The sequence below is a fragment of the Hydrogenophaga atypica genome (assembly GCF_042665215.1).
Classification (GTDB): Bacteria; Pseudomonadota; Gammaproteobacteria; order Burkholderiales; family Burkholderiaceae_C; genus Hydrogenophaga; species Hydrogenophaga defluvii_A.
The window spans coordinates 217,044-239,988 of record NZ_JBHTCA010000002.1 but is presented as its reverse complement, the minus strand read 5'-3'; the positions used below and the strand labels follow the sequence as shown (position 1 = coordinate 239,988).

Below are 22,945 nucleotides of genomic sequence, written 5' to 3'. Positions count from 1 at the left end.
ATGACCGACACCTACCCCCAAGCGCTGGCGCAGAGCCTGCACAAAAACCAGATCAGCCGGCGCCAGGCCTTGTGGCTGATGGGCGCCAGCACCGCCGCCACGGTAGGCTTGCAAGGCTGCGCGCAGTCGCCGGTCACTGGCGAGCGCATCGTGGTGGGCATGAGCGAAGCGCAGGAGCGTGCGGTGGATGCCGAGGTGGCGCCGCACCAGTTCTCACAAGACCTGGGGCCGGTGCAGGACCGTGCCGTCAACGACTACGTGAGTGGAGTGGGCCAGCGCCTGCAAGGCCTGTCGCACCGGCCGCAGATGCCTTACTCCTACCGCGTGCTCAACGCCAACTACGTCAACGCCTACACCTTCCCCGGTGGCGCCATGGGGGTCACGCGCGGCATCCTGGCCGATCTGCAGGACGAGTCCGAGCTGGCGGCCTTGCTGGGCCATGAGATCGGCCACGTCAACGCCCGCCACGCCGCGCAACGCCAGGGCCAATCGATGTTGGCCCAGGTGGCGGTGCTGGGTCTGAACATCGCTGCGGGTGATTCGCAGTGGGGTGGCCTGGTGGGTCTGGGCAGCCAGGTGGGGGCCAGCGCGTTGCTGGCGGGTTACTCGCGCGAACATGAGCGCGAGGCCGATGCCCTGGGGCAACAGTATCTGGTGAAAGCGGGCTACCCGGCGAGTGGCATGACGCGCCTGCACAGCCTGTTGGTGTCGGAACAAAAAGAGCAGCCGGGCCTGCTGGAGACCATGTTCTCCAGCCACCCCATGAGCAGCGAACGCCTGGAGACCGCCCGCCGCGCGGCCGATACCACTTACGCCGCCAGCGCCCGTGCGCCCGCACAGCGCGAGCGTTTCATGGACCACACGGCCAGCCTGCGCCGCATCAAACCCACCATCGCCGACTGCCAGCAGGGCGAGCTGGCGATGGCCACCAAAACCTACCCCGCCGCGCAAGCCGCGTTTGCCAGCGCCATCAAGCGCACGCCCCAAGACTACGCGGCCAACTTCCGCATGGCGCAATGCCTGCAAGCCCAGAACCAGGCGCAACAGGCGCGGCGCTATGCCGAGGCGGCGCAGGCCATCTACCCACAGGAGGCGCAGGCCCACAAGTTGTCGGGCGTGCTGGCCCTGAGCTTGCGTGACCCCGGCGCGGCCTTTGCCCACCTCGACCGATTCGACCGCCAGTTGCCCGGCGACCCGGGCGTGACCTTCCTCAAAGGCGTGGCGCTGGAGGGGAGTGGCCAGCGCCCGCAGGCGGCCGCGCAGTACCGGCGCTTTCTGCAAATGGGTGCCAGCGGCCAGGCTGCGCAGTACGCCAACAGCCGCCTGCAGGCCTGGGGCGCTTTGCGCTGAGCGCCCAGGTCAGGCCGCTTGCCGCAGCCGCCAGGCCGTCCACCAGCCACCGGCCTGGTTGACCACCAGGCCCAGCAACACCAGGCTGGTGCCTAGCCACTGCTGGGCCAGCGGGCGTTCGCCAAAAAACACCCACGCCGCCCACAGGCCGACCACCGGGACGAGCAGCGAAAACGGCGTCACCTTGGCGGCGGGGTGGCGCTGCAGCAGGCGTGTCCAAAGGGTGTAGGCCAGCAGGGTAGCGAGCAAGGCCAGGTAAAGCACGGCGAGGAAGGCGTTGAGCCCCAGGCCTTGCAGTTGTGTGCTCACGGTGTCGGGGCCGGTGGTCCACAGTGCGAGGCCAAAGAAGGGCAGGATGGGGAACAGGCTGCTCCAGACGATGAAGGGAAAGGGCTGGTAGTTGGCCACGCGGCTGGCCAGGCGCGCCACCAGGTTGGACACGGCCCACATGAACGCGGCCGAGAGCGTGAGCACAAAGCCCACCAGGGTCATTTGCCCTGGGCCCTCGCCGTGTGCGGTGGCGATCATGAGCAGCCCGCCCAGCGCCACCGTCAGCCCCAGCCACTGGGCCGGCTTGCCACGTTCGCCCAGCAGCGGCGCGGCCAGCAGCAGGGTGAAGAAGGCCTGCGTCTGCATCACCACCGAGGCCATGCCCGCCGTCATGCCCAGTTGCAGGCCCAGGAACAAAAAGCCGAATTGGCCGAGGCCCTGCGCCAGCCCGTAGGCCGCGACAAAGCGCCAAGGCAGGCTGGGCCGCCGCACGAACAGCAGAAAAGGCAACGATGCGAGCGTGAAGCGCAGCGCGCCCATCAACATGGGGCTCAGGCCTTGCAGGCCCACCTTCATGACCACAAAGTTCAGGCCCCAGATCACCACCACCGCAAGGGCGCGCAGCAGGTCGCCGTGGCTCAGATGCGTGGTGCTCATGCGGCTGTGACCGGTTTGCCCTGTGCGGCACGCGCCGCCACAAAAGCGTCGAAGGCCTGGGCGCTGGTTTGGGCGGGTGTGTAGCCAAAGCGGGTTTTCAGCGCGGTGTTGAGCAGCACCGGGCGGTAGCGCAAAAAGTCGAGCTGCTCAGGGCCGTAGCGGCTGATGCCCAGAGCCTTGCCCACGGTGAGTGCTGCCTGCAGCAGCCCAGCGGGCAGCACACGCGTGCGTTTGCCCAGGCGCTGCGCGATCTGGTGGATGGTGAGGGCGCCATCACCGGCCAGGTTGTAGCAACCGGGCGGCGCGTCCCCGCTCAAGGCGTGGCAGATGGCACCGGTCACGTCCTCGTTCCAGATGAACACAAACGGGCTGTCGCTGCCGGCGATGGCGATCAGTCGGGGCTTTTCGAACAAGGCGGTGATCTGGTTGTCCACCCGCTCGCCCAGGATGGTGCCGATGCGCAGCACCGTCTGCGCCAGCGCGGGGTGCTGTGCGCGGTACTGGGCCAGCATTTCTTCGACCAGGCGTTTGTGGTCGCTGTAGGCAAACACCGGGTTGCCACGCAGCGGGTGGTCTTCGGTCAACCAGGCCGGGTTGTCGGCGTGGTAGCCGTAGGCCGCGCCACTGCTGGAGACGATGAGGTGTTTCACGCCCTGGGCCACACAGGCGTCGAGCACATTGCGGGTGCCGCCCACGTCCACCGAATGTTCGAAGGCGCGGTTGGAGCCTTTGCCCGGCGTGACGATGGAGGCCAGGTGCACCACGCTGTCGATCCGGTGTTCGGCCAGCAGGGCGCCCAGGCCGCTGTCGCGCACGTCCAGCACCCGGTAGGTGATGCCGGGCAAACGTCGCGCCTGCGGCACTTCGCGCACGTCGGTGGCCACCACCGCGTCGGTGTTGTTGCGGCGGGCCAGTTCGGCGATCAGGCCTTGGCCCAAAAAGCCGTCGGCGCCGGTGACGAGAATGCGGCGCGCCCTCATGACTGGGCCACCGGTTTGCGGGCCCACCAGCCGGCCAGCAGCAGGCCGGCGATGATGTCCCAGAAGCCCCAGACGCCGGCCACCACGGCCATGCCGCCCAGGCCACCGAAGAAGCTGAAGATGAGGACCAGGCCCAGGCCGGCGTTGCGTATGCCCACCTCGATGGCCAGGGCGCGGCGGTCGTAGTCGCTCAGGCCAAAGGCGCGCGCGCAGGCCCAGCCGGTGCCAAAGGCCAGCGCATCGTGCAGGGCTACAGCGAGGATGACCATGCCCACGTAGTCGAGGAAATAACGCCAGTTGCCCGCGATGGCGCCGACGATGAAGCCGATCAGCGTGAGGAAACTCAGGATGCGCATGGGCTTCTTGAAGCGCTCGGTCCAGACCGGAAAGTGATGGGCACAGGCCAGGCCCAGCACAAAAGGTAGGCCGATGATGAGCAGGATGTGGCCGGCCATCTCCAGCGGGTCCAGCGAGATGGTTTTGAGCAGGCTTGACGCCGTGGGATGCAGCCCACCCCAGAAGGCGAAGTTCAGCGGCATGGCCACGATGGCGATGGCGTTGGACACCGCCGTCATGGACACACTCAGCGCCACATTGCCCTTGGCGCGGTGGGTGAGGACGTTGCTCACGTTGCCCGGCGGGCAGCAGGCCACCAGGATCATGCCCAGCGCGATGCTGGGTGCCACGCCCAGCAACAGCGTGAGCGCGTAGGTGATGGCCGGCAGCACCACAAACTGCGCGCCCACGCCCACCGCAAAGGCCACAGGCATGCGCGCCACGCGCTTGAAGTCTTCGATGCGGGTGTCCAGCGCGATGCCGAACATCAGAAAGGCCAGCACGCCGTTGAGCACTGCCAGCGAGGCGGGGTTGAAGTTCAGGCGAATCTCGTCAATCGGCAACATGGTGTGTCCTCAGGCGAAGGCGGCGGCGGCCTGGCGCACCGCCTGGCGGTAGGCGTCTTTGTTGACGTAGTAGGCCATGCGTTCCAGCTGCAGGTACTTGTAGCCGCCGCTCAGGTCGGGCGGCGGGCCTGCCTTGGCGGTTTTCAGCGCATCGGCCTTCGGGCTGCCGCTGTCCAGTGCCTTGAGGTAACGCGCCACTAGTTCGGCCTGCTCGTAGCGGCCTTGCCAGCCCAGGCCGCTGGCTTCCACCATGCCCAACACCGCCAGGCGGTCGTGGCGTGGCGCGAAGATGTTGAGGTAGAGGCTGGGCGCCATGCCCTGCCAGTTCAGGTGGGCGCGGTCCAGGAAGGGGTAGTGCAGCTTGTAGCCGGTGGCCGCGAGGATGAGGTCGTAGTCGCGCGCGCTGCCGTCCTTGAAGTGCACGGTGTGACCGTCCAGTCGGGCGATGTCGGCGCGAACGCCCACGTCGCCGTGGCCGATGTGGTACAGGATGAGGGAGTTCACCACCGGGTGCGATTCGTACATCTTGTAGGCCGGTTTGGGGAAGCCGAAGCGCACCGGGTCGCCGGTAAACCACTTGAGGATGGTGCCGTCCACCCTTTGTTTGAGCCAGGGCGGCAGCGTGACCTTGCCGCCCAGCGAATCGGCCGGTTTGCCGAACACGTATTTGGGCACGAAGTAGTAGCCCCGACGCACCGAGATGTCCACGCTGTGTGCGTGGTGCACCGCGTCCACCGCGATGTCGCAACCGGAGTTGCCCGCGCCCACGATCAGCACCCGTTTGCCCTTGAACTGCTCCGCGCTTTTGTAGGCGCTGGTGTGTTTCAGCTCGCCGTCGAACTGGCCCTCAAACGTGGGCATGTTGGGTTCGGCCAGTGTGCCGTTGGCGATCACCACGCCTTTGAAATCGGCCGACTGCGTGTCGCCGGCTGCGTCGCGCCAGGTCACGCGCCACAGGCTGTCAGCGGCCTCGCTCAGCGGCTCCACCTGCAGCACCCGCACCCCGAAGTGGAAGTGGCGTTTGAGGTCGAAGTGGTCGGCAAAGGCGCGGAAGTAGGCCAGCAGCTCGCGGTGGCTGGGGTAGTCGGCCACGCTGTCGGCCATGGGGAATTCGCTGAACTCCGTCATGCGTTTGCTGGAGATCAGGTGGGCCGATTCGTACACCGTGGAGCGTGGGTTCTCGATGTTCCACAGGCCGCCCACGTCGGTCCAGGCCTCGAAGCCCTGGAAGGGGATGCCGAGTTTCTGCAGGTTGCGCGCGCCGGCCAGGCCCGAAGGGCCGGCCCCGATGAGGGCGATCTGGTCTTGGGTGTTCACTGGGGAAGGACGGGTCATTTTTTCAGTCCGGGAATGTGCGTGGCGCCGGCCTCGCCGGGGCGGGGTTTGCGTGGTTGTTTCAGCAGCAGGCCATCGTGCCAGCGCGCCGGCAGGCACATGAGGGCCCGCGCCAGCCACCCCGTGCGGCGTGGCAAAACGATGTGCTCGCGCCCGGCGGCCACACCCGCCAACAGCGCACGCGCGGCGGCGTCGGGTTCCAGCAGACCGGGCATGGCAAAACGGTTGCCGGCGGTGAGTGCGGTGCGCAGGTAGCCGGGGCTCACCGTGTGCACCGTCAAGGGTGTGGGTCGCAGTTCGGCGCGCAGGCTTTGCAGGTAGGCGATCAGCCCAGCCTTGCTGGCGCAGTAGGCGCCATTGCCCGGCAAGCCGCGCCAGCCGGCGATGCTGGCCACGCCCACCAGTGCGGCAGGTTGTTGCGCGGCTTGCATGGCGGGCAGAAAGGGGGCGAACGTGGTGGCCACGCCCAGCAGGTTGATTTCCAGCATGCGGCGCATCACCGCCAAGTCGCCCGGTTGTGCGGTGTCGAAGCCGCCGGCCACACCGGCGTTGGCGATCACTAGGTTGGGCGTGCCGAAATGGCCCATCCAGTCCTGCGCCATGGCCGCCATGGCGGCCGCGTCGCTCACGTCGGGTGTGTACACCGCGCAGCGGCCCGGCGCGGTGGCGGCCAGGTCTTGCAGCGCGCTGCGGTTCAGGCCCACCAGTGCCACGCGGGCCCCGCCGGCCAGCAGCACGCGGGCCAGGGCCTGGCCCAGGCCGCCGCAGGCACCGGTCAGCACCACGTTGTTGAAAGTGCGTGTGGACACGCGTTGTCTCCGTTGGTTCTTTGACGCCGCACTGTAGGCGGAACTAGAATTTGTCTCGAAAAAATTTATTGAATCGTCTCATTTTTCGAGATTTATGCGATGTATGGGCAAAGATGACGCCCCTGGCCTGCGGCTCTTGGCGCTGCTGGAACACCTGGTGACCCAGGGCGAGCCGCAGGCTTTGCCCGAGGTGGTGGCCCTGACCGGTTGGCCCAAGCCCACGGTGCACCGCATGCTGGCCCAACTGGAAAGTGGCGGCTGGTTGCAGCGCGAACCCGATGGGCGGCGCTACGCGCTGACACCCCGTCTGCACGGTTTGGCCGAGGCCACCTTGAGCGCCAGCACGCAACACGGTGTGCGCCACGCGGTGTTGCGCCAGCTGGTGGCCGACCTGGGCGAGAGTTGCAACCTCACCGCCTTGTCGGGCGCCGAAGTGGTGTACCTCGATCGCGTGGCGTCGGCCTTCCCGCTGCGGCTGGAGTTGCGGCCCGGCACGCGCGTGCCGATTCATTGCTCGGCCAGCGGCAAGCTGTTCCTGGCCTTTTTGCCCACCCGCCAGCGCAACGCCTTGCTCGACGGTCTCACCCTGACCCGCCACACCGCCACCACCCTGACCACCCGCGCGGCGCTGCTCGCGGAGCTGGACACCATTCGCCGCGAGGGCTATTCGGTGGATGCCGAGGAGTTTGTGGACGGCCTGGTGTGTGTGGCCGTGCCGGTGCGGGCACCTGGAACGACAACTGGGCCGGTGCGTTGTGCCCTGGCCTTGCAGGCGCCTTCGGCCCGCATGGACCTGGTCCAGGCCCGTCTGCAGTTGCCGCGCTTGCGCGAGGCAGCCCTGGCCTTGGCGCGCACGTTGTGAAAGCGTGGGCATTTGTGAAAGAGTGGGCTTGCGTTGCAGCCCCATGTGTCCCTACAATGTAAAAACGGCAGGGCAATTTTTGACGGTTTGACCGGTCAAAATGGCGCTCTAAGCCGAAATAACAAAACGCTCATCAGGGCGTGCAGGGAGTAAAAAATGAAGTCATCCAAACCTCGTCTGGGGTGGGTGCCGCTCGCGTGGGTGGCGCAGTGGGCCTTTGTCTCAGGTGTCGCGGCTCAGCCCGTACCCGCCTGGAATCCTTCTCATGGTGTGATGGGCCTCATGGCCCCGCCATCGGTGCGTGCCACCGATCCGGTGGGCGCGGCTGCGGTGGCCCAAGGGCTGGGGGCGGCCGGTGGCGCGAGCGCACTGTCCAACCCGCGTCCGGCCCTGGCGGGGTCTGAGCTGGACCTGCTGCAGGCGGTCAAGGTGGCGGTGGGCTGGCAGCCGGTGGTGGCCGCCGCCGTGGCCCAACTCAGGCAACAAGGCAGCGTCGTCGAGCAGATGCGGGCCGGCTACCTGCCCGTCATTTCCGGTGGCATCAACACCGGGCGCCAGTCGGCCACGTCGCGTGGCACCAGCTTCACCCTGGCGGCCTCCCAAATGTTGTACGACTTTGGCAAGGTGGGCAGCCAGGTCAGCGAAGCCGAGGCCGGTGTGCGCCGCGCGCAAGCCGACGTGTTGCAGCAGATCGACACCGTGGCACTGCAGACCGCGCTGGCGGTGGTGGAGTTCAGCCGCTACCAGGCGCTGGAAAACATCGCCCAGACGCAGTTGAACGCGGTGCGCGATGTGGCGCGTGTGACCGAGCTGCGAGCCCGTTTGGGTGCCAGCACCCGGGTCGATCCGGTGCAGGCGCAGGCGCGGGTGGAAGCCGCGCAGATTTATGCCCACCAGTTGCAAACCCAGATGCGGCAGTGGCGCTCGCGGCTCAAGACCTTGCTGGGCATGGACGTGCCCGAACGCGTGGCGCCGCTGCCCACAGAACGGCTGGAGGCCGCCATGCAACCGCAGGCCGACCGCCTGTTGTGGCCCTCGGTGTTGGTGGCCGAGGCCGACCGCCAGGCGTTGGAGGCCCGTCTGGCCGGTGCCCGCGCCGCCCGCATGCCCACGTTGACGCTGGAGGCCTCGCTGAACCGCCTGGGCAGTGGCGCCAGCAACGGGCGCAGCACCGACCACGGTGTGTATTTCAAGCTCAACAGCAATGTGTACCAGGGCGGGGCGATGCAGGCACAAGAGGAAGCTGCGCGCCTGGGCGTGCAGGCGGCGCAGTCGCGTGTGTTGGTGGCGCGCACCGAGGTGGAAGACCGCATGGCCAACCTCAAGGAGCAGTTGCAAGGTTTGGTGGCTCTGCAGGGCCCGTTGAGCGTGCGCCAGCGCAGCATCACCGACACCCGCGCGCTGTACCGCGAACAGTACCTGGCACTGGGCACCCGAAGCGCGCTGGACCTGCTCAACGCCGAACAGGAAATCGCGCAGGCGGCCTTTGATGTGGTGCAAAACCGCCACGACGCGTGGGCGGCCCAAATCAACTTCATCGACGCCAGTGGCCAGGCCCGAGCGGTCTATGGCCTTGAGGGGACACAGGTTCACGGTTTGGAGGTGCTGCCATGACAACAACGACAACAACCACAGGTACAACCAACGAGCAAGCCGCCGAGCCGGGCAAGGTGGCGCCTCAGCCCCACCCGGGGGGCTTGGAAGCGTCTGCCTGGCTCGATGCCTTGCTGGCGGTGGCCCGCCACTACAGCGTGGAGAGCTCGCCCGAGCGTGTTCGGGTGGAGATGGAGTGGCTGGCCAAAGACGTGCCGCTGGACGGGCTGGTGGACCACATGGGGCGGCAGCTGGGCTTGGCCGTGGCCTTTGCACGGTTCACACCCAACCTGCTCGACCCGTGGCGACTGCCGCTGGTGGTGGACCTGGAAGGCGGGCAGGTGGCGGTGATCGAGCGTCTGGGTGAAGGCGGGCAGGTCAGCGCGCGCCTCAGTGGCGACCAGGGGCTGGTCACCACCTTGAGCATCGACGAGCTCACACCCCGGATCAAACGTGTGTTGTTCGTCAAGCCGCTGGCTTCGGTGGCCGATGCGCGGGTGGACGACTACATCAAACCCTACCAGGCCAACTGGTTCTGGCGCATGGCCTTGCGCGACTGGCCACGTTACATCGACGTGATGGTGGCGTCGCTGGTGGCCAACCTGCTGGCGCTGGGCTCCATGCTGTTCAGCATGCAGGTTTACGACCGCGTCATCCCCGCGCAGTCCGAGCACACGCTGTGGGTGTTGTTCGGGGGCTTGTTCATCGCCCTCACCGTGGCGTTCATGATGCGGGTGGCGCGCACCCACATTACCGATTTGCTGGGCAAACGCGCGGACCTGCGTATTTCCGACCGCGTATTCGGCCATGCGCTGCGCCTGCGCAACGACGCCCGACCCCAGTCCACCGGCAGCTTCATTTCGCAGATCCGCGAACTCGAACAGGTGCGTGAGCTGATCACCTCCACCACGGTCACCGCCGCGATGGACATGCCGTTTTTCCTGCTGTTCGCATTTGTGATGTGGGCCATGGGCGGTTCGCTGGTGTGGGTGCCCTTGGCTGCGGTGCCGCTGCTGGTGATCCCGGGGCTGCTGGCGCAGCGCCCCCTGGCGCGCATGGCCATCGAAGGCATGCGCGAAACCTCGTTGCGCAGTGCCATGTTGGTGGAGGCGGTGCAAGGCTTGGACGACATCAAGCTGCTGCGGGCCGAGCCGCGTTTCCAGGGCCAATGGAACCACGCCAACGATGTGGCCGCCACCATTGGCACCCGCCAGCGTTTTCTCACCGGCCTGCTCGTGAGCTGGACCCAGGAGGTGCAGACGCTGGTGTACGCCGGTGTGGTGCTGGTGGGGGCCTATCAGGTGATTGCCGGCGATCTCACCACGGGTGTGCTGATTGCCTGCTCCATCATGTCCTCGCGCATGATCGCGCCCCTGTCGCAACTGGCGCTGGTGATGACCCGCTGGCAGCAGGCCAAGGTGGCTCTGGACGGGCTGAACACGCTGATGCAGCGGCCGGTGGACCAGCCCCCGCGAAGCCAGCAGGTCAGCCGCTCGATGCTGCACGGCAATTACGAACTTAGCAGCGCCGTGTTCCGCTACAGCAAGGACGACCCCGACCCGGTGCTCAACATCGACAAGTTGCAGATTCGGCAGGGCGAGAAGGTGGCCATCCTGGGCCGCAACGGCGCTGGCAAGTCCACCTTGCTGCAGCTGCTGGCGGGCATGCAGACGCCGCAGCAGGGGCACGTCTTGTTGGACGACTTCAAGATGACCTTGCTCGACCCCTCCGACGTGCGCCGCGATGTGGCCTTGTTGAACCAGAACGCCAGCCTGTTTTTTGGCACGGTGCGCGACAACATCACGCTGGGCATGCCACACGCCAGCGAAGAAGAGTTGATCCGGGCCTTGAAGCTCAGTGGTGCGACCGCGCTGGTGCAAAGCCTGCAGCGTGGCCTGGACCACCCCATCATGGAAGGTGGCAAAGGCCTTTCAGGGGGGCAGCGACAAACGCTGTTGCTCGCACGCACCCTGATCCGAGAACCCCGGGTGCTGCTGATGGACGAACCCACGGCCTGGCTGGACGACACCGCCGAGCGGCAGCTGATCCAACAGCTTTCCCCCTGGCTGCGACACCGCACCCTGGTGGTGGCGACCCACCGACCGGCGGTGCTGCAATGGGTGGACCGCATCATCGTGCTGGACGGCGGGCGTGTGCTGGCCGACGGCCCGCGCGATCAGATCATGGGTGCCCGCAGCGATGCGCCACCGCCATCGACGGCGCCGGTGGCGCCATCCCCGGCGATGGGTCAGGCCTCCGGCCAGGTGGTGGCGCGGCCGGTCGGGAAGGTGGCCGTCAAGCCGGTCATGGGCCGGCTGAGCGCTGGCCTCGCGCCGCCTGCGGCGGCCAACCAGAAAGGGGGTGAGGTATGAACCCCAAGCTGAAATTGCCCAAGCAAGGCCGCCGCCGTCGCCTGGCCCATCTGTTGTCGCCCGGCGAAAGCGTGTTTCCACGCACCTCCGTGGTGGTCTGGTTGACCTTGTTGATGGTGCTTGCGCTGGGCACCTGGGCCTACTTCGGTCGGCTCGACGAGGTCACCGTGGGCAGCGGCAAGGTGGTCCCCTCCAGCCGAGAGCAGGTGGTGCAGTCGTTGGAGGGTGGCATTCTGGACGAAATCCGGGTGCGTGAGGGCGACGAGGTGCGCACCGGTCAGGTGTTGGCGCGGCTGGACAAAACCCGCATTGAAAGCAACGTGGGCGAAAGCGCAGCAAAATTGCAGGCTGCTCTGGCCACGGCGGCGCGTTTGCAGGCCGAGGTGGGCGGCACACCGCTGGTGTTTCCGCTGTCGGTGGCCAAGGACACCGCGCTGGTGCGGGCGGAGACGGCCCTTTACCAATCCCGCCAGAGCAGCTTGCGCGAGTCGGTCAAGGGCTTGGAGGAAACGCTGGAGCTGATCCAGCGCGAACTCAAGCTCACCGAGTCGCTGGTGGCCCAGGGCGCGGCCAGCGGCGTGGAGGTGCTGCGTTTGCGCCGTCAGTTCAGCGACCTGCGCGCCAAAATCAACGACACCAAAAGCCAATACCTGGTCAAGGCCCGTGAGGAACTGGCGCGGGCCAACGCGGAGGTGGAGACACAAACGTCCGTCACCCGTGGGCGGACCGATGCCCTGAGCCGTACCGTGATACTGTCGCCCGTCAAAGGCATCGTCAAAAACGTCGAGGTCACCACCGTGGGCGGTGTGATTCCGCCCAACGGCAAGCTGATGGAAATTGTGCCGGTGGACGACCAGTTGCTGGTGGAGGCGCGCATCTCACCACGTGATGTGGCCTTCATCTACCCCGGCCAGCGGGCGGTGGTCAAGGTCACGGCCTACGACTACGCCATCTACGGCGGCTTGGAGGGCCGGGTGGTCAACATCTCGCCCGACACCATCCAGGACGAGGTCAAGCGCGATCAGTTCTATTACCGCGTGTACGTTCGCACCACGCAGGACCACCTCAAGAACGCCGAAGGCCGGCGGTTTCCGATTGCGCCGGGCATGGTTGCGACGGCCGACATTCACACCGGCAGCAAGACTGTGTGGGAGTACCTGGTCAAGCCGTTGAACCGCGCCAAAGAGGCGCTGCGCGAACGCTGAACCTGGTCACGGGCATACACTGGAGGCCGGAGCGCATGGCGCTTCGGCCTTTTTTGTTTGTCACCATGCACCTGCCCTCACGCTATTGGTCTGAACTCGGCACCCGCGACTTCGCTCGCCTGGCCGCCGCGCCCGATGTGGGTGAGGTGGTGGCCGTGTTGCCACTCGGTGCCACCGAACAACACGGCCCGCACCTGCCCACGGGCGTGGACACAGTGTTGGTGGACGGTGTGGTGCGAGCCGCGCTGCCCTTGTTGCCGCCCGAACTGCCGGTGCTGGTGCTGCCCACCCAAGCCGTGGGCTTGAGCCCGGAGCATGCGCGGTTTCCCGGCACGCTCACCTTGTCGTCGCAGACGCTGATGGCCTTGTGGCGCGAGATCGGCGCTGGTGTGGCACGCACGGGCATCCGCAAGCTGGTGCTGTTCAATGCACACGGCGGGCACGTGGGCGCCATGGACATCGTGGCCCGCGAACTGCGCGCCGAGCACAACCTCATCGTCTACAGCAGCAGCTGGTACAACCTGCCATTGGGCGAGGCGGTGAACGGTTTGTTTCCGCAGGAAGAACACCGCTTTGGCGTGCATGCGGGCGACATGGAAACCTCGATGATGCTGGCGCTGGCGCCGCAGACGGTGGACATGGCGCAAGCCCAGCACTTCGTATCGGCCTCACAGACCCGCGCGCCCGATTACCCCATCCTCGGCAACGGTCGCAGCGCCAAGCTGGGCTGGCAGATGCAGGACTACCACCCGCAAGGGGCGGCCGGCAACGCACGCGCCGCCACCGCCGACAAAGGCCAGGCGCTGGTCGAGGCGGCGGCTCAGCAACTTGCGCTGATGCTGCAAGAGGTGTCGCGCTTGCCGCTGTCCACCTTGCGCGATGGACCTGATCAGGCGTAGGTCACCCAACTCGCATGTTCTGAGCTGTCCAGGTGCGGCAGCGTGTTGTAGGTCAGCAGCGTGTGGCGTTTCGGGTTGAAAGCGAACTCGGTCACGGCGCTGTTGCGTATGCGCATGTTGAGTTCGATGGTGGTTTCTGCAGGGGTCCCGAGGATGTGGCCCACCGCCGTGCTGATGGGCCCGCCGCTGGAAACCAGCAGCACCTTGTGGCCCACATGCTCGCGTTTCACATGGTCCAGGGCGCTGGTGATGCCGGCCACAAAGTCCACGTAGCTGGGCATGCCTCGGGGCGTGACGGTGCCCGCCATCCATTGCGTCAGGCCGTCGCGCAGCAAACGAAAGTGCTGGCGGTATTTTTCGGGCGTGTCGGGCTTGGCCAGCGGTGTGGGGTGCACGGTGTGGATCACCGCTTCGCTGTCGTATTCGTTGAGGCCGGGCCAGACCATCGGGGTGGGTGTGCCCCCCAGGCCGTCGCTGATGCCTTGCCAGGTTTGTGCGTGGCGTTTGAGGCTGCCCATGAGCACGGCGTCGAACACCAGGCCCTTGGCGCGGAAGTACTCGCCCAGGCGCCGGCTCTGGCGTTGGCCAAGTTCGCTGAGCTGATCGTAGTCGTCGGCACCAAACGAGGCCTGGCCGTGGCGCACAAGGTAGAGCTGTCCCATGGCGCCGATTGTGGCCAAAGCCCGGCGCGGCCTCCAGTGGGCGCTGTCGCTCAGGTGGCTGTTCAGGTGGCCGTTTGGGTGGCCGTGCTGGTCAGCACTCGGGCGAACACGTCGGCATCCACGTTGCCACCACACAGCGTCACGCCCACCTGCTGGCCACGCAATCGCTCACGCTCCTGCCACGCAGCAGCAAACGCTGCCGCGCCCGCACCTTCGGCCACGTTGTGGGTGTCCACAAACAGGGTGCGCATGGCTTGCGCCACCTCGGCGTCGCTGACCACCACCACGTGGTCCAGGTGCTGTTGCAGGATGGCCAGCGCGTTGGCATCGGCCACGCGCACCGCCATGCCGTCGGCCAGTTGGGTGCTCACGGCGGCGGGCACCACGTGGCCGGCCGAGAGCGAATCGGCGTAGGTGGTGGCGCCGCTGCTGACCACCCCCACCACCCGCGCCCGGTGGCCCAGCGCCAGCTTGGCGGCGATGGCCGAGCACACGCCCGAGCCCAGGCCAATGGGCACATAAACGACGTCCAGCGTGGGCACGGCGCGCAGCAGCTCCCACCAGTAGGTGGCCACGCCGCTGAGCAGGTGGGCATGGAAGCTGGGCACCATGAGCGCGCCGGTTTCTGCCGCGAGTGCGATGGCGTGTTCGCGGCTGGCCTGGAAGTCGTCGCCGTGTTCGATCAGCGTGGCACCCAGGCTGCGCATGGCGGCGTTCTTTTCAGTGGAGTTGCCGTGGGGCACAACGATGGTGCAGGGCACGCCGTGGGCGCGTGCGGCCCAGGCCACGCTCTGGCCGTGGTTGCCCCGCGTGGCGCTGATGACGGCGCGGGGCATCTGGCCCTGGCGTTTCAGCACGTCGAAGTAGGTGAGGCCGCCGCGGATCTTGAAGGCACCCACGGGGGTGTGGTTTTCGTGTTTGATCCAGCAGTCCGTGCCCAGGCGCTGGCTCAGCGTGGCCCAGCGGTACTGGGGCGTGGGCGCGAAGGCGCGGTACACCACCTCGGCGGCAGCTTCGATGTCTGGCAGGGTGGGCAACATGGGGTCAGGGGTGTGAATGCAAGGTGGCTTCGCCACGGGGGGTGTGTATGTCGGCACGCAGACTGGCGGCACCGGCCTCCACCCTGGCGGTGTTCAGGCCGATGGTGGTCAACGCACGCTGGAGCAGTTCCGCTTGCGGGTGGCGCAGACACAGCGCGTTCAGCCGCAGGCCGCTGGGGGGCATGGTGCGTGCAGGGTGCTGCTCACCCCATTCGATGAGCGTGGGCAGGCAACCATCGAGCAGGCGTTGGCCGTCGTCGCGCACGCTCAGGCGCCATTGCAACAAGCCGGTGGGTGTGGGGCGCGACGCGGCGATGGCGGGGCCACGGTCCAGTCCCAGTTCGGACCAAGACGCCAGTGCGGCGCTCAGGTAGGGCACGCGCGCCACCCAGTGGATGAGCTGCGGGCCGTTGGTCAACAGGTTGTGTTGCAGGGCCGTGTCATCCAGGTCGAACCAGCGTTTGAGCGGCGCCGCGCGGGTGGGCGTGGCGGCCGGGTCGATGGCGATGATCTCCAGATAAGCGGGCGGGTCTTGTTCCGGGCCGTCCAGCCGCAGCAGCCGGTTGTGGGTGCCGAACAGCGGGTGCGCGCCACCCGGCCCAGGGGTGACGCCCAGCGTCTGTTCGCACCAGGCCACCCCGTCGGCCAGTGTGGCGGCGGCCACCACCAGGTGGTCGAGTGCGGCGGCGGGTGGGCTCACAGCGTCACCTGTCCGCTGATGCAGCTCACGCTCTCGCCGCCCACCCAGATGCTGCCCTCGTCGTCGCGCTCGATGTGTACCCGCCCCGCACGGCCCAGCGCCGTGCCCTGCGCGGCCACGTAGCGTGCCGGGGCCAGTCCTGCGCCCATGAGCCACTGCGCGAGTGCGGCGTTCAGGCTGCCGGTGACCGGGTCTTCGGCCATGCCGTTGTTGCCGGGGAAAAACGCGCGCACTTCGAAGTCGGTGTCACCGCCCGGGGCTTGGGGCGCGGTCACACCCACCTTGCCACGTGGCCCCACCACCCCCACGTCCAGACCGGCCAGCACGGCACCATCGGGCTTGAGGGAAAGCACCTGCTCAGCCGAACGCAACATCACACCGCGCCAGTTGGGGCCGTTGTCGCACCAGGCGTGCGCCACGATGGCCTCGCGTGCCAAGCCCAGGCCACGTGCGATCAGCGCCACGTCGGCTTCAGGCAGCGGGCCGCTCTTGAGCAAGGGCGGCGCGGCAAAGGCCAGGCGTTGCCCGTCGCGGCGGATCTTCACCAGGCCCACGCCACATTCCTGCACGATGTGTTTGCCCTGGGGCAGTCCGCCCGCCAACAGCCAGGCGTGGCAGGTGCCCAGGGTGGGGTGGCCGGCAAAGGGCAGCTCGCGGCCGGGGCAGAAGATGCGCACCTTGTAGTCGGCGCCCGGCTGTGCGGGCGGCAGCACAAAGGTGCATTCCGACAGGTTGGTCCAGTGGGTGAAGGCCTGCATGGCCTCGGTGCTCAAGCCGCTGCCGTCCAGCACCACGGCCAGCGGGTTGCCCAGGTAGGGGGTGGCGGTGAAGACGTCAACTTGTTGGAACGGGCGTGTTGTCATGACAACTCCAGATGCAAGACGGTGGCGGCCGGGCGCTCGCGCATGCGCGCGTACCAGGCCTCGATGTGGGGATAGGGTGGGCGGGGTTGTGGCAGGCCCCACCAGCGGTGGATTTCGCAGGCGATCGGGATGTCGGCCATCGTGAAGGACTCGCCGGCCATGTGGGCGTGTTGTGCGAGGTGGGTGTCGAGCTGGGCCAGCAGGGGCTCGGTGGCGGCCACCGAGGCGGCGATGGCCGCCATGTCGCGGCGCTCTGCCGGGGTGCGTATCCACTGCACAAATGCGGCCCCACCGGCGCGGTTCAGTGTGGTCTGTTGCCAGTCCATCCAACGCTCGGCATCGAAGCGCTCGCGCAGGTCGCTGGGGTACAACGGGCCGGGCGCATAACGTGCCAGCACGTAGCGCACGATGGCGTTGGACTCCCACAGCGTGAAGTCGCCGTCTTGCAGCGTGGGCACCAGCGCGTTGGGGTTGAGGGCCTGGTAGGCGGGCGTGTTCACCACGCCGTGGGCCAAACCGGCGTCCAGGCGCTCAAACGGTAGGGCTGCTTCCTGCAAGGCCCAGACGGCTTTGCGCACGTTGATGGAAGACAAACGTCCCCACAGGCGAAGGGGGGCGTTGTTCATGCGAGGGTCTCGTGATGGGCGGGGGTGTGCCGCGCCGCGCGCTGCCAGGGGCGCTGGCCCAGCCACAGCAGCGCACCCGGCAGTTGCAGCACCAAGGCCAGGCACCAGGCCGCGCGGTAGGCGGCTTGAGGGTAGCTGCCGTCGCTGGCGGGCGTCCATTGCCCAATCACGCCGCCCAGGCCCCACTGCAGGCCAAAGGCCGCCAGAAAGATCAGCAGGTTGAAGCTGGTGCTGGCACGGCCGGTCAGTTGGGGTGGCAGGGTTTGCGCGACGATGGCGTAGTTCATGGCGCAGGCGGTGCCCGTCACGCTCAAGGCCACCGCCAGCACCGTGGCCGAGCCCGGTGATTGCGGCAGCAGCATGAGGCCCTGGCAGACCATGAAGGCCAGCATGCCCAAGCCACAAACGGTGACCGGGCGCACCCGGTGGCGCTGCAAGCGGTCGGTCAGGCCGCCCCAGGCGAGCGATCCGGCGACCATGCCCGCCGCGCCCCAAAACAACACCTGTGCGGCGTCGCCGCGCGAGAGATGACCCACGTCGCGCAGCCAGGGGCCCAGCCACAGACCCTGGATGGCCATGTAGGCGCCATTGGCCATCAAGGTGCACGCGGCGGCACGCCAGAACGCGCCGTTGCAGTAAATGTGGCCCACCGAGCGCACCATGTCGCTCAGCCGCGTGTCCGATGGGCTGGCTGTGTGTTCGGGCACGCGCACCGCGATCAGCACCGCCACCGCCAGCGCGCCGGCCGCGATGCCCACAAAGCCCGCGCGCCAGCCCACGGTGTCGATGGCCCATTGCATGGGGGCGGTGGACGCCATGGCACCCAACCCGCCCACCGCCAGCAACACGGCGGTGGACAGCGGCAGCCGGTGCGCCGGCAACCACAACGAGCTGGCTTTGATGGCGGCCATCAGCGAGGCCGACACGCCCAGGCCGATCAGCGCCCGCGCCACCAGCAAGCCCTCGAAGCTCTGAGCGCGGGCGAACAGCAGCCCGCCCAGCGCCGCCACACACAACATGGGCAATTGCACCCGGCGCGGGCCGTAGCGGTCCAGCGCCATCCCCACGGGCAGCTGTGCCAGCGCAAATGCGCCCATGTAGGCGCCGGTCAGCAGGCCCAGGCCGCTGGCGTCCAGACCGATGTCACGCACCAGGTCGGGGTAGACCACGGTGTTGACGTTGCGGTAAAGGTAGGAGACGAAATGTGCGAGCGAGAACGGCAGCAACACACCCAGCAGCACTTCCGCCAGCGCCAATGGGCGTGTGGGACGGGCGTCGGGGCGTGTGGCAGCCGGCGGACTCATGGCCGTTGTTGCATTTGGCGGATGGCGGTGGCCAGCGCGGCAATGCCGGTGTGAATCTGTTCTTCGCTCGCGGTGACGAAGGACAGGCGGATGCTGCGGGCATCGGCATGGTCGGCGTAGAAAGCGGCGCCGGGCACAAAGGCCACGTTGTGTTCCACCGCCAGGGGCAGCAGTTGCACCGCGTCCACCCCGGCGGGCAGGCGGCCCCACAGGAACATGCCGCCATCGGGTGCGTTCCATTCCAGCAGGCCGGTGCAGTGCTCGCTCAACGCGGTCAGCATGGCTTGGCACTGGCGCTTGTAGAGCGCGCGGATGGTGGGCACATGGCGGTCGATGAAGCCATCTTTCAACACCTCGGCCACGATGCGTTGGTTGAAGCTGGGCGTGTGCAGGTCGGCCGCCTGTTTGGCTTGCAGCAGTTTGGGCATCACGGCCTTGGGCGCCACGATGAAGCCCAGGCGCAGGCCGGGGGCCAATATCTTGGAGAAGGAACCCAGGTACACGCTGTTGTCGGGTTCGGACGACGACAGGGCGGGTGGTGGCGGGGTGTCGAACCAGAGGTCGCCATACGGGTTGTCTTCCACCAGCGGCACGCCCGCTGCGGCCGCTGCCTTGGCCAGCGCCATGCGCCGCTCGGCGCTCATGGTGCGGCCGGTGGGGTTCTGGAAGTTGGGCAGCACGTACATGAAACGTGCGTCTTTGGCTTTGGCGGCGAAGTCGGCCACGTCCACACCTTCGGCGTCGCTGTTCACGCTCACAAATTCAGGCTCCATGGGCGTGAAAGCCTGCAACGCGCCCAGGTAGGTGGGCGTTTCCACCAGCACGCGGCTGCCAGTGTCGATCAACACCTTGGCAATGAGGTCCAAGCCCTGCTGCGAGCCGGTGGTGATCAGCACCTGATCGGGGTGGATGGCCATGCCCAGCTTTTTCAAATCGTTCGCCACCCAGTCGCGCAGCGGGCCGTAGCCTTCGCTGGACGAGTACTGCAGCGCGGCGCGGCCGTCTTGCGCAAACACGCGCGCAGTGGCTTCGGCCATGGCTTCGATGGGGAAAGTGCTGGGCGAGGGCAGACCCCCCGCAAAACTGATGATGCCCGGCTTCTCGGTCACCTTGAGGATCTCGCGGATCACGGAAGGGTTCATCTTGTGGGCGCGTTGCGCCAGGGTCCAGCTCATGTGAGGCTCCTCTTTGTGTGTTCAGGGGTGGAAATGGGGTGTGGTGTGTTGACTGGCATGCGTTTGCCGATGAACACGGTGGCCACGACGGCCAGCCCAAAGGCGACCGTGGTGAAGTCCAGCGATTCTCCCAGCAGTGGCACGGCGAACAACATGGACAAAAAAGGTTGGGCCAGTTGCACCTGGCTCACGCGCACCGTGCCGCCCAAGGCCAGGCCACGGTACCAGGCAAAAAATCCCAGCCACATGGAAAACACCGCCACGTAGGCGAAGCCACCCCAGGCACTGGACGGCAGGGGTTGTGCAGGCCAGGACCACAAGGCCAGCGGCAGCGTCACGGGCAGGGCCAGCAGCAAGGCCCAGCAGATCACTTGCTCGGCCGGCATGTGTTGCGACAGCCGGGCGCCGTAGCCGTAGCCCACCGCCGCACAGGCCATGGCGCCCAAGAGCAGCAGGTCCGCCGGGTGCAGGTGCAGGCCTGCCTGGCCGGAGTGCAGCAGGGCAAAGGCCACCACCAGCGCGCTGCCGGCCACGGCGCAAGCCCAGAATCCAACAGAAGGGCGCTGGCGGTGCAGCAGCGCGCCCACGGTTGCCGTGGCCAGGGGCAACACCCCGACGATCACGCTGGCGTGCACCGCCTGCACCTGGCGCATGGCGATGGAGGTGAGCAGCGGAAAGCCCAGCACCACGCCAAACGCCGTCATGGCCAGGGCCGGCCAGTGCTGCCGCTGGGGCCACGGCGCGCGCGCCCACAACAGCCAGGCGGCAGACAGCGCCGCCGCCGCCACCGCCCGCCCCATGGCCACAAACAGGCCCGACATCAGCGGGGCGTCGGTGGTGCCCACCGCCAGGCGGGTGAACGGCAGGGTGAGCGCAAAAATGGCCACGCCCACAAAACCCAGCCACATGCCGCGGCGCTGCGCGCGGGTGCCGGTGCCGGTGCCGGTGCCGGTGGTGTCGTGATTGGTGGGTGTCATGCGCGCACCTTGGTGGCGTGACGCCACAGGCCGAAAAGCCGGGCGGAGGGTGTCAGCGGGGCAGCGCATGTGGGGCGAGTCATGGGCAACAATGTACCGTCTTGCCCATTACAGTATCAGTACAAATAAGGGTTCACGCCAGATTGCTGTGCTGGTTTTTCGGGCAATACAGAGAAGGGCCGGCCATTTCGAGTGGAGAGCGGGCAACGCGCGATGATGCACTGGATATCAACGGGCGGCATTGCGTCGCTGGATTGGCCGACCCACTGACCCGGGCCGTCAACCAGTGCCCGATCAATTTTTTTCACCGCGGGCGCGGCTGCGATCAGTGGCTGGCTGCCATCCACACCACTGTGCTCACCAACACCAAGGCCATGGCCCGGTTGAACCACAGCAGCCGGCGGCCTGATGCGAGCCAGCCGCGCAACAGCGCCCCGGCGCTGGCATACAAGAAATTGCTCACGAACGCGTAGGCCAGCATGACGGGTAGCACCACGGCCATGCGGGCCAACGCGTCGTCGCGCCCCGCGATCCACCCGGCCACGATGGTCAGTGCCAGCATCCAAGCCTTGACGTTGACAAACTGCAATGCCGCGCCCTGCCAGAACCCCACGGTCAGCGCCCCACTCTGCGCCGAGCCCAGTTTGCTGTTTTGGCTCAGTTTGAAGGCCAACCACAACAGGTAGGCCAGGCCGGCCCATTGCAAGGCCAAACGCAAGGTGGGCCATGCCAACAGCACGGTGCCCAGGCCCGCCGCGCTCAAGATCAACAACGCCCCCCAGCCCACCGGAACCGCCAAGACAAACGGCAGGGCGCCGCGCAGCCCACGGTTGGCCGCCAGCGCGGTGGACAAGGTGGTGTTGGGGCCGGGCGTGAAGCTCATGGCGGTGGCCAGGGCCAGCAGTGCGGTGAATTCTTGCCACGTCATGCGCAGGACTGTAAGCGACCGATGGTGGGCCCGTCGGCGGTGGCGCGTTGGAGCATGGGTTGACTCAGATGCCGAGGCCCTTTTTCGCTTCAACTTTGTTGACAAATAGGTGGGCAAACCCTATTCTTAACAAAAATTAAAAATTGACAGGGGGGATCGTATGCTGTCACGCATATCACGCGAGGGTTTGTGCGCCCTCGCTCCCGACGTTCTCGGGTGTATCCGGCGGGTCCGCGCTCACCTGCTTTTGTATGGTTTTGGCGAAAGCGCCTGGACGATCTCGGCACTGCTTCGAGATCAGTTTTGTCAATCCTGTAACGACCTGGTTTCACAATTGTTTGGGTTTTCGCCAGCCGGGCGTGAGCGTGTCTCAAGTACGATCTCGAACGTCAATTTTAAGCCTGTGTTGTTTTGGCATTTTTGGCCAAACGGGTGGTTGAGTGTGGGGATTTCGCCCAAGTCTCGCGGTCAGGCGTCGCTGCTTGGTGTGGGGTAAGTGCAAAGTCCGGGGTTAAAAAAATTACAAGTCAGGGAGTTTTATGAAACAAATCAATCGATGGGTCGCCCGTGGTGGGCGTTGGGTGTTGGCGGCTACCGCAGCGGTGGTCCTGGGCGGATGTGCTGGTGGGAAACTGCACGGCCCCGCAGGGTCCTTTGCCGAGCTCCAGCCAACCCAGGCCAACGAGGCCATCCTGGTTTTCTTCCGCGAGTCAGGCACCGAGGGCCGCGTGCCCTTGGTTCTGGCCAACGACCGTGTGGTGGGATCGTTGCTGGCCGGCCGATACGCACAGGCCCGCGTGTGTGCTGGTGCCTTCATGGCGGGCGCCGCCGACCGTGCCGACGTGGTGGGTGTACCCCAGTACCAACCTGTGACGGTGCAGGCCGGACAAGCCGTCTATCTGCAAGTGACGGAGGGCGCCCAAGGGCAGTTCGAGCTCAAGCCGCTGGATGCGGCTCTGGCGCGCGAGCGTCTGGGCAAACTGCAAGCCGCGTCTCACATCATCAACCGTCACGTGCCCGATTGCACCCCAAAAGTGGTGTCTGCGGTGGCTCCGGTGGTGGTGCCTGAGGTGGTTCCCGCTGTGCCAGTGCCCACTGTGCCGGTGCTGCTCAAGCGCGTTGAGCTGGGCGCCGACGCCCTGTTCCGTTTCGACCGCTCTGGCGCCGACGACATGTTGCCCCAGGGCCGTGCTGCGTTGGTCAAACTGGTCGATGACATTCAGCGCCACGACGTGGCAGTCGAACGGCTGCGCCTGACGGGCCACACCGATCGTCTGGGCACAGACGCCTACAACAACCGCTTGTCACAGCAGCGCGCCGCCACGGTGGGCGACTTCCTTCGTCGCGCAGGCCTGACCATGCCCATGGAGGCTGTTGGCAAGGGAGAGCAGGAGCCCATTGCCACCGGATGCGTGGGCGAAAAGGCCACCCCGGCA

21 protein-coding genes (1 of these 21 running past the window's edge) are annotated in these 22,945 nt (G+C 66.9%); 7 read left to right on the top strand and 14 right to left on the bottom strand.

Going from position 1 to position 22,945, the window contains the following annotated elements:
• Complete coding sequence (locus ACFQPB_RS03465) at positions 1-1,350, top strand: M48 family metalloprotease (RefSeq protein WP_382219786.1); 1,350 nt, start codon at positions 1-3, stop codon at positions 1,348-1,350.
• Positions 1,351-1,359: 9 nt separating this feature from the next.
• On the opposite strand, the gene ACFQPB_RS03460 is transcribed toward ACFQPB_RS03465, so the two are convergent.
• Genes ACFQPB_RS03460 through ACFQPB_RS03440 form a run of 5 tightly spaced genes read right to left on the bottom strand, consistent with a single transcriptional unit; the run spans position 1,360 to position 6,303 of the window.
• Positions 1,360-2,277: an EamA family transporter gene (locus tag ACFQPB_RS03460; protein WP_382219785.1), complete on the bottom strand. Its 918-nt coding sequence runs from the start codon at positions 2,275-2,277 to the stop codon at positions 1,360-1,362.
• Entirely contained in the window at positions 2,274-3,257 is a 984-nt protein-coding gene (locus ACFQPB_RS03455; protein ID WP_382219784.1) for an SDR family oxidoreductase, read from the bottom strand. The genes ACFQPB_RS03460 and ACFQPB_RS03455 overlap by 4 nt, the downstream gene beginning before the upstream one ends.
• The gene (locus ACFQPB_RS03450; protein WP_382202335.1) at positions 3,254-4,159 is read right to left on the bottom strand and encodes a bile acid:sodium symporter family protein; all 906 of its coding nucleotides are present in this window, start codon (positions 4,157-4,159) and stop codon (positions 3,254-3,256) included. The genes ACFQPB_RS03455 and ACFQPB_RS03450 overlap by 4 nt, the downstream gene beginning before the upstream one ends.
• A gap of 9 nt (positions 4,160-4,168) precedes the next feature.
• A complete protein-coding gene (locus ACFQPB_RS03445; RefSeq protein WP_382202333.1) occupies positions 4,169-5,494 on the bottom strand; it encodes a flavin-containing monooxygenase in 1,326 nt (441 codons plus the stop codon).
• Entirely contained in the window at positions 5,491-6,303 is an 813-nt protein-coding gene (locus ACFQPB_RS03440; RefSeq protein WP_382219782.1) for an SDR family oxidoreductase, read from the bottom strand. The genes ACFQPB_RS03445 and ACFQPB_RS03440 overlap by 4 nt, the downstream gene beginning before the upstream one ends.
• Positions 6,304-6,406: 103 nt before the next feature.
• Between ACFQPB_RS03440 and ACFQPB_RS03435 the strand changes: the two genes are divergently transcribed.
• From ACFQPB_RS03435 to ACFQPB_RS03415, 5 genes are all read left to right on the top strand, one after another.
• On the top strand, positions 6,407-7,165 hold the full coding sequence (locus tag ACFQPB_RS03435; RefSeq protein WP_382219781.1) for an IclR family transcriptional regulator: 759 nt from the start codon (positions 6,407-6,409) through the stop codon (positions 7,163-7,165).
• A gap of 156 nt (positions 7,166-7,321) precedes the next feature.
• Complete coding sequence (locus tag ACFQPB_RS03430; protein WP_382219780.1) at positions 7,322-8,779, top strand: TolC family protein; 1,458 nt, start codon at positions 7,322-7,324, stop codon at positions 8,777-8,779.
• Entirely contained in the window at positions 8,776-11,130 is a 2,355-nt protein-coding gene (locus ACFQPB_RS03425; RefSeq protein ID WP_382219779.1) for a type I secretion system permease/ATPase, read from the top strand. Before ACFQPB_RS03430 ends, ACFQPB_RS03425 begins: the two co-directional genes overlap by 4 nt.
• Positions 11,127-12,335 (top strand): HlyD family type I secretion periplasmic adaptor subunit, encoded by a 1,209-nt coding sequence (locus ACFQPB_RS03420; protein WP_382219777.1) that lies wholly within the window; start codon positions 11,127-11,129, stop codon positions 12,333-12,335. Before ACFQPB_RS03425 ends, ACFQPB_RS03420 begins: the two co-directional genes overlap by 4 nt.
• 65 nt (positions 12,336-12,400) lie before the next feature.
• Positions 12,401-13,234: a creatininase family protein gene (locus tag ACFQPB_RS03415; protein ID WP_382219775.1), complete on the top strand. Its 834-nt coding sequence runs from the start codon at positions 12,401-12,403 to the stop codon at positions 13,232-13,234.
• Here the strand turns inward: ACFQPB_RS03415 and ACFQPB_RS03410 are convergent.
• The 9 genes from ACFQPB_RS03410 to ACFQPB_RS03370 all read right to left on the bottom strand — a co-directional run bounded on the left by ACFQPB_RS03410 (position 13,225) and on the right by ACFQPB_RS03370 (position 21,509).
• On the bottom strand, positions 13,225-13,896 hold the full coding sequence (locus ACFQPB_RS03410; RefSeq protein WP_382219773.1) for a histidine phosphatase family protein: 672 nt from the start codon (positions 13,894-13,896) through the stop codon (positions 13,225-13,227). The genes ACFQPB_RS03415 and ACFQPB_RS03410 overlap by 10 nt on opposite strands.
• Positions 13,897-13,958: 62 nt before the next feature.
• Complete coding sequence (locus ACFQPB_RS03405) at positions 13,959-14,936, bottom strand: threonine dehydratase (RefSeq protein WP_382219771.1); 978 nt, start codon at positions 14,934-14,936, stop codon at positions 13,959-13,961.
• Positions 14,937-14,940: 4 nt separating this feature from the next.
• Positions 14,941-15,636, bottom strand: a complete 696-nt coding sequence (locus tag ACFQPB_RS03400) for a VOC family protein (protein WP_382219769.1) — start codon at positions 15,634-15,636, stop codon at positions 14,941-14,943.
• Positions 15,633-16,499: a PhzF family phenazine biosynthesis protein gene (locus ACFQPB_RS03395; RefSeq protein WP_382219767.1), complete on the bottom strand. Its 867-nt coding sequence runs from the start codon at positions 16,497-16,499 to the stop codon at positions 15,633-15,635. The genes ACFQPB_RS03400 and ACFQPB_RS03395 overlap by 4 nt, the downstream gene beginning before the upstream one ends.
• Complete coding sequence (locus tag ACFQPB_RS03390; RefSeq protein ID WP_382219765.1) at positions 16,496-17,125, bottom strand: glutathione S-transferase family protein; 630 nt, start codon at positions 17,123-17,125, stop codon at positions 16,496-16,498. Before ACFQPB_RS03390 ends, ACFQPB_RS03395 begins: the two co-directional genes overlap by 4 nt.
• Positions 17,122-18,429, bottom strand: coding sequence for an MFS transporter (locus tag ACFQPB_RS03385; RefSeq protein WP_382219763.1), 1,308 nt, complete (start codon positions 18,427-18,429; stop codon positions 17,122-17,124). The genes ACFQPB_RS03390 and ACFQPB_RS03385 overlap by 4 nt, the downstream gene beginning before the upstream one ends.
• The gene (locus tag ACFQPB_RS03380) at positions 18,426-19,604 is read right to left on the bottom strand and encodes an aminotransferase-like domain-containing protein (RefSeq protein ID WP_382219762.1); all 1,179 of its coding nucleotides are present in this window, start codon (positions 19,602-19,604) and stop codon (positions 18,426-18,428) included. The genes ACFQPB_RS03385 and ACFQPB_RS03380 overlap by 4 nt, the downstream gene beginning before the upstream one ends.
• Positions 19,601-20,512 (bottom strand): DMT family transporter, encoded by a 912-nt coding sequence (locus ACFQPB_RS03375; RefSeq protein ID WP_382220119.1) that lies wholly within the window; start codon positions 20,510-20,512, stop codon positions 19,601-19,603. Before ACFQPB_RS03375 ends, ACFQPB_RS03380 begins: the two co-directional genes overlap by 4 nt.
• A gap of 394 nt (positions 20,513-20,906) precedes the next feature.
• On the bottom strand, positions 20,907-21,509 hold the full coding sequence (locus ACFQPB_RS03370) for a LysE family translocator (protein WP_382219760.1): 603 nt from the start codon (positions 21,507-21,509) through the stop codon (positions 20,907-20,909).
• 539 nt (positions 21,510-22,048) lie between these two features.
• Between ACFQPB_RS03370 and ACFQPB_RS03365 the strand changes: the two genes are divergently transcribed.
• Positions 22,049-22,945: the 5' portion of an OmpA family protein gene (locus tag ACFQPB_RS03365; protein WP_382219758.1), read on the top strand. The gene runs 105 nt beyond the window's last position; 897 of the gene's 1,002 nt are visible here — the first part of the coding sequence; its start codon is at positions 22,049-22,051; its stop codon lies off the right edge, out of view.

What these genes read in the sequence shown, in the direction of transcription:
- ACFQPB_RS03465 (WP_382219786.1), top strand. Translation starts at nt 1, where the DNA reads ATGACCGACACCTACCCCCAAGCGCTGGCGCAGAGCCTGCACAAAAAC.
- ACFQPB_RS03460 (WP_382219785.1), bottom strand. Translation starts at nt 2,277, where the DNA reads ATGAGCACCACGCATCTGAGCCACGGCGACCTGCTGCGCGCCCTTGCG.
- ACFQPB_RS03455 (WP_382219784.1), bottom strand. Translation starts at nt 3,257, where the DNA reads ATGAGGGCGCGCCGCATTCTCGTCACCGGCGCCGACGGCTTTTTGGGC.
- ACFQPB_RS03450 (WP_382202335.1), bottom strand. Translation starts at nt 4,159, where the DNA reads ATGTTGCCGATTGACGAGATTCGCCTGAACTTCAACCCCGCCTCGCTG.
- ACFQPB_RS03445 (WP_382202333.1), bottom strand. Translation starts at nt 5,494, where the DNA reads ATGACCCGTCCTTCCCCAGTGAACACCCAAGACCAGATCGCCCTCATC.
- ACFQPB_RS03435 (WP_382219781.1), top strand. Translation starts at nt 6,407, where the DNA reads ATGGGCAAAGATGACGCCCCTGGCCTGCGGCTCTTGGCGCTGCTGGAA.
- ACFQPB_RS03430 (WP_382219780.1), top strand. Translation starts at nt 7,322, where the DNA reads ATGAAGTCATCCAAACCTCGTCTGGGGTGGGTGCCGCTCGCGTGGGTG.
- ACFQPB_RS03425 (WP_382219779.1), top strand. Translation starts at nt 8,776, where the DNA reads ATGACAACAACGACAACAACCACAGGTACAACCAACGAGCAAGCCGCC.
- ACFQPB_RS03420 (WP_382219777.1), top strand. Translation starts at nt 11,127, where the DNA reads ATGAACCCCAAGCTGAAATTGCCCAAGCAAGGCCGCCGCCGTCGCCTG.
- ACFQPB_RS03415 (WP_382219775.1), top strand. Translation starts at nt 12,401, where the DNA reads ATGCACCTGCCCTCACGCTATTGGTCTGAACTCGGCACCCGCGACTTC.
- ACFQPB_RS03410 (WP_382219773.1), bottom strand. Translation starts at nt 13,896, where the DNA reads ATGGGACAGCTCTACCTTGTGCGCCACGGCCAGGCCTCGTTTGGTGCC.
- ACFQPB_RS03405 (WP_382219771.1), bottom strand. Translation starts at nt 14,936, where the DNA reads ATGTTGCCCACCCTGCCAGACATCGAAGCTGCCGCCGAGGTGGTGTAC.
- ACFQPB_RS03395 (WP_382219767.1), bottom strand. Translation starts at nt 16,499, where the DNA reads ATGACAACACGCCCGTTCCAACAAGTTGACGTCTTCACCGCCACCCCC.
- ACFQPB_RS03390 (WP_382219765.1), bottom strand. Translation starts at nt 17,125, where the DNA reads ATGAACAACGCCCCCCTTCGCCTGTGGGGACGTTTGTCTTCCATCAAC.
- ACFQPB_RS03385 (WP_382219763.1), bottom strand. Translation starts at nt 18,429, where the DNA reads ATGAGTCCGCCGGCTGCCACACGCCCCGACGCCCGTCCCACACGCCCA.
- ACFQPB_RS03380 (WP_382219762.1), bottom strand. Translation starts at nt 19,604, where the DNA reads ATGAGCTGGACCCTGGCGCAACGCGCCCACAAGATGAACCCTTCCGTG.
- ACFQPB_RS03375 (WP_382220119.1), bottom strand. Translation starts at nt 20,512, where the DNA reads ATGTGGCTGGGTTTTGTGGGCGTGGCCATTTTTGCGCTCACCCTGCCG.
- ACFQPB_RS03370 (WP_382219760.1), bottom strand. Translation starts at nt 21,509, where the DNA reads ATGACGTGGCAAGAATTCACCGCACTGCTGGCCCTGGCCACCGCCATG.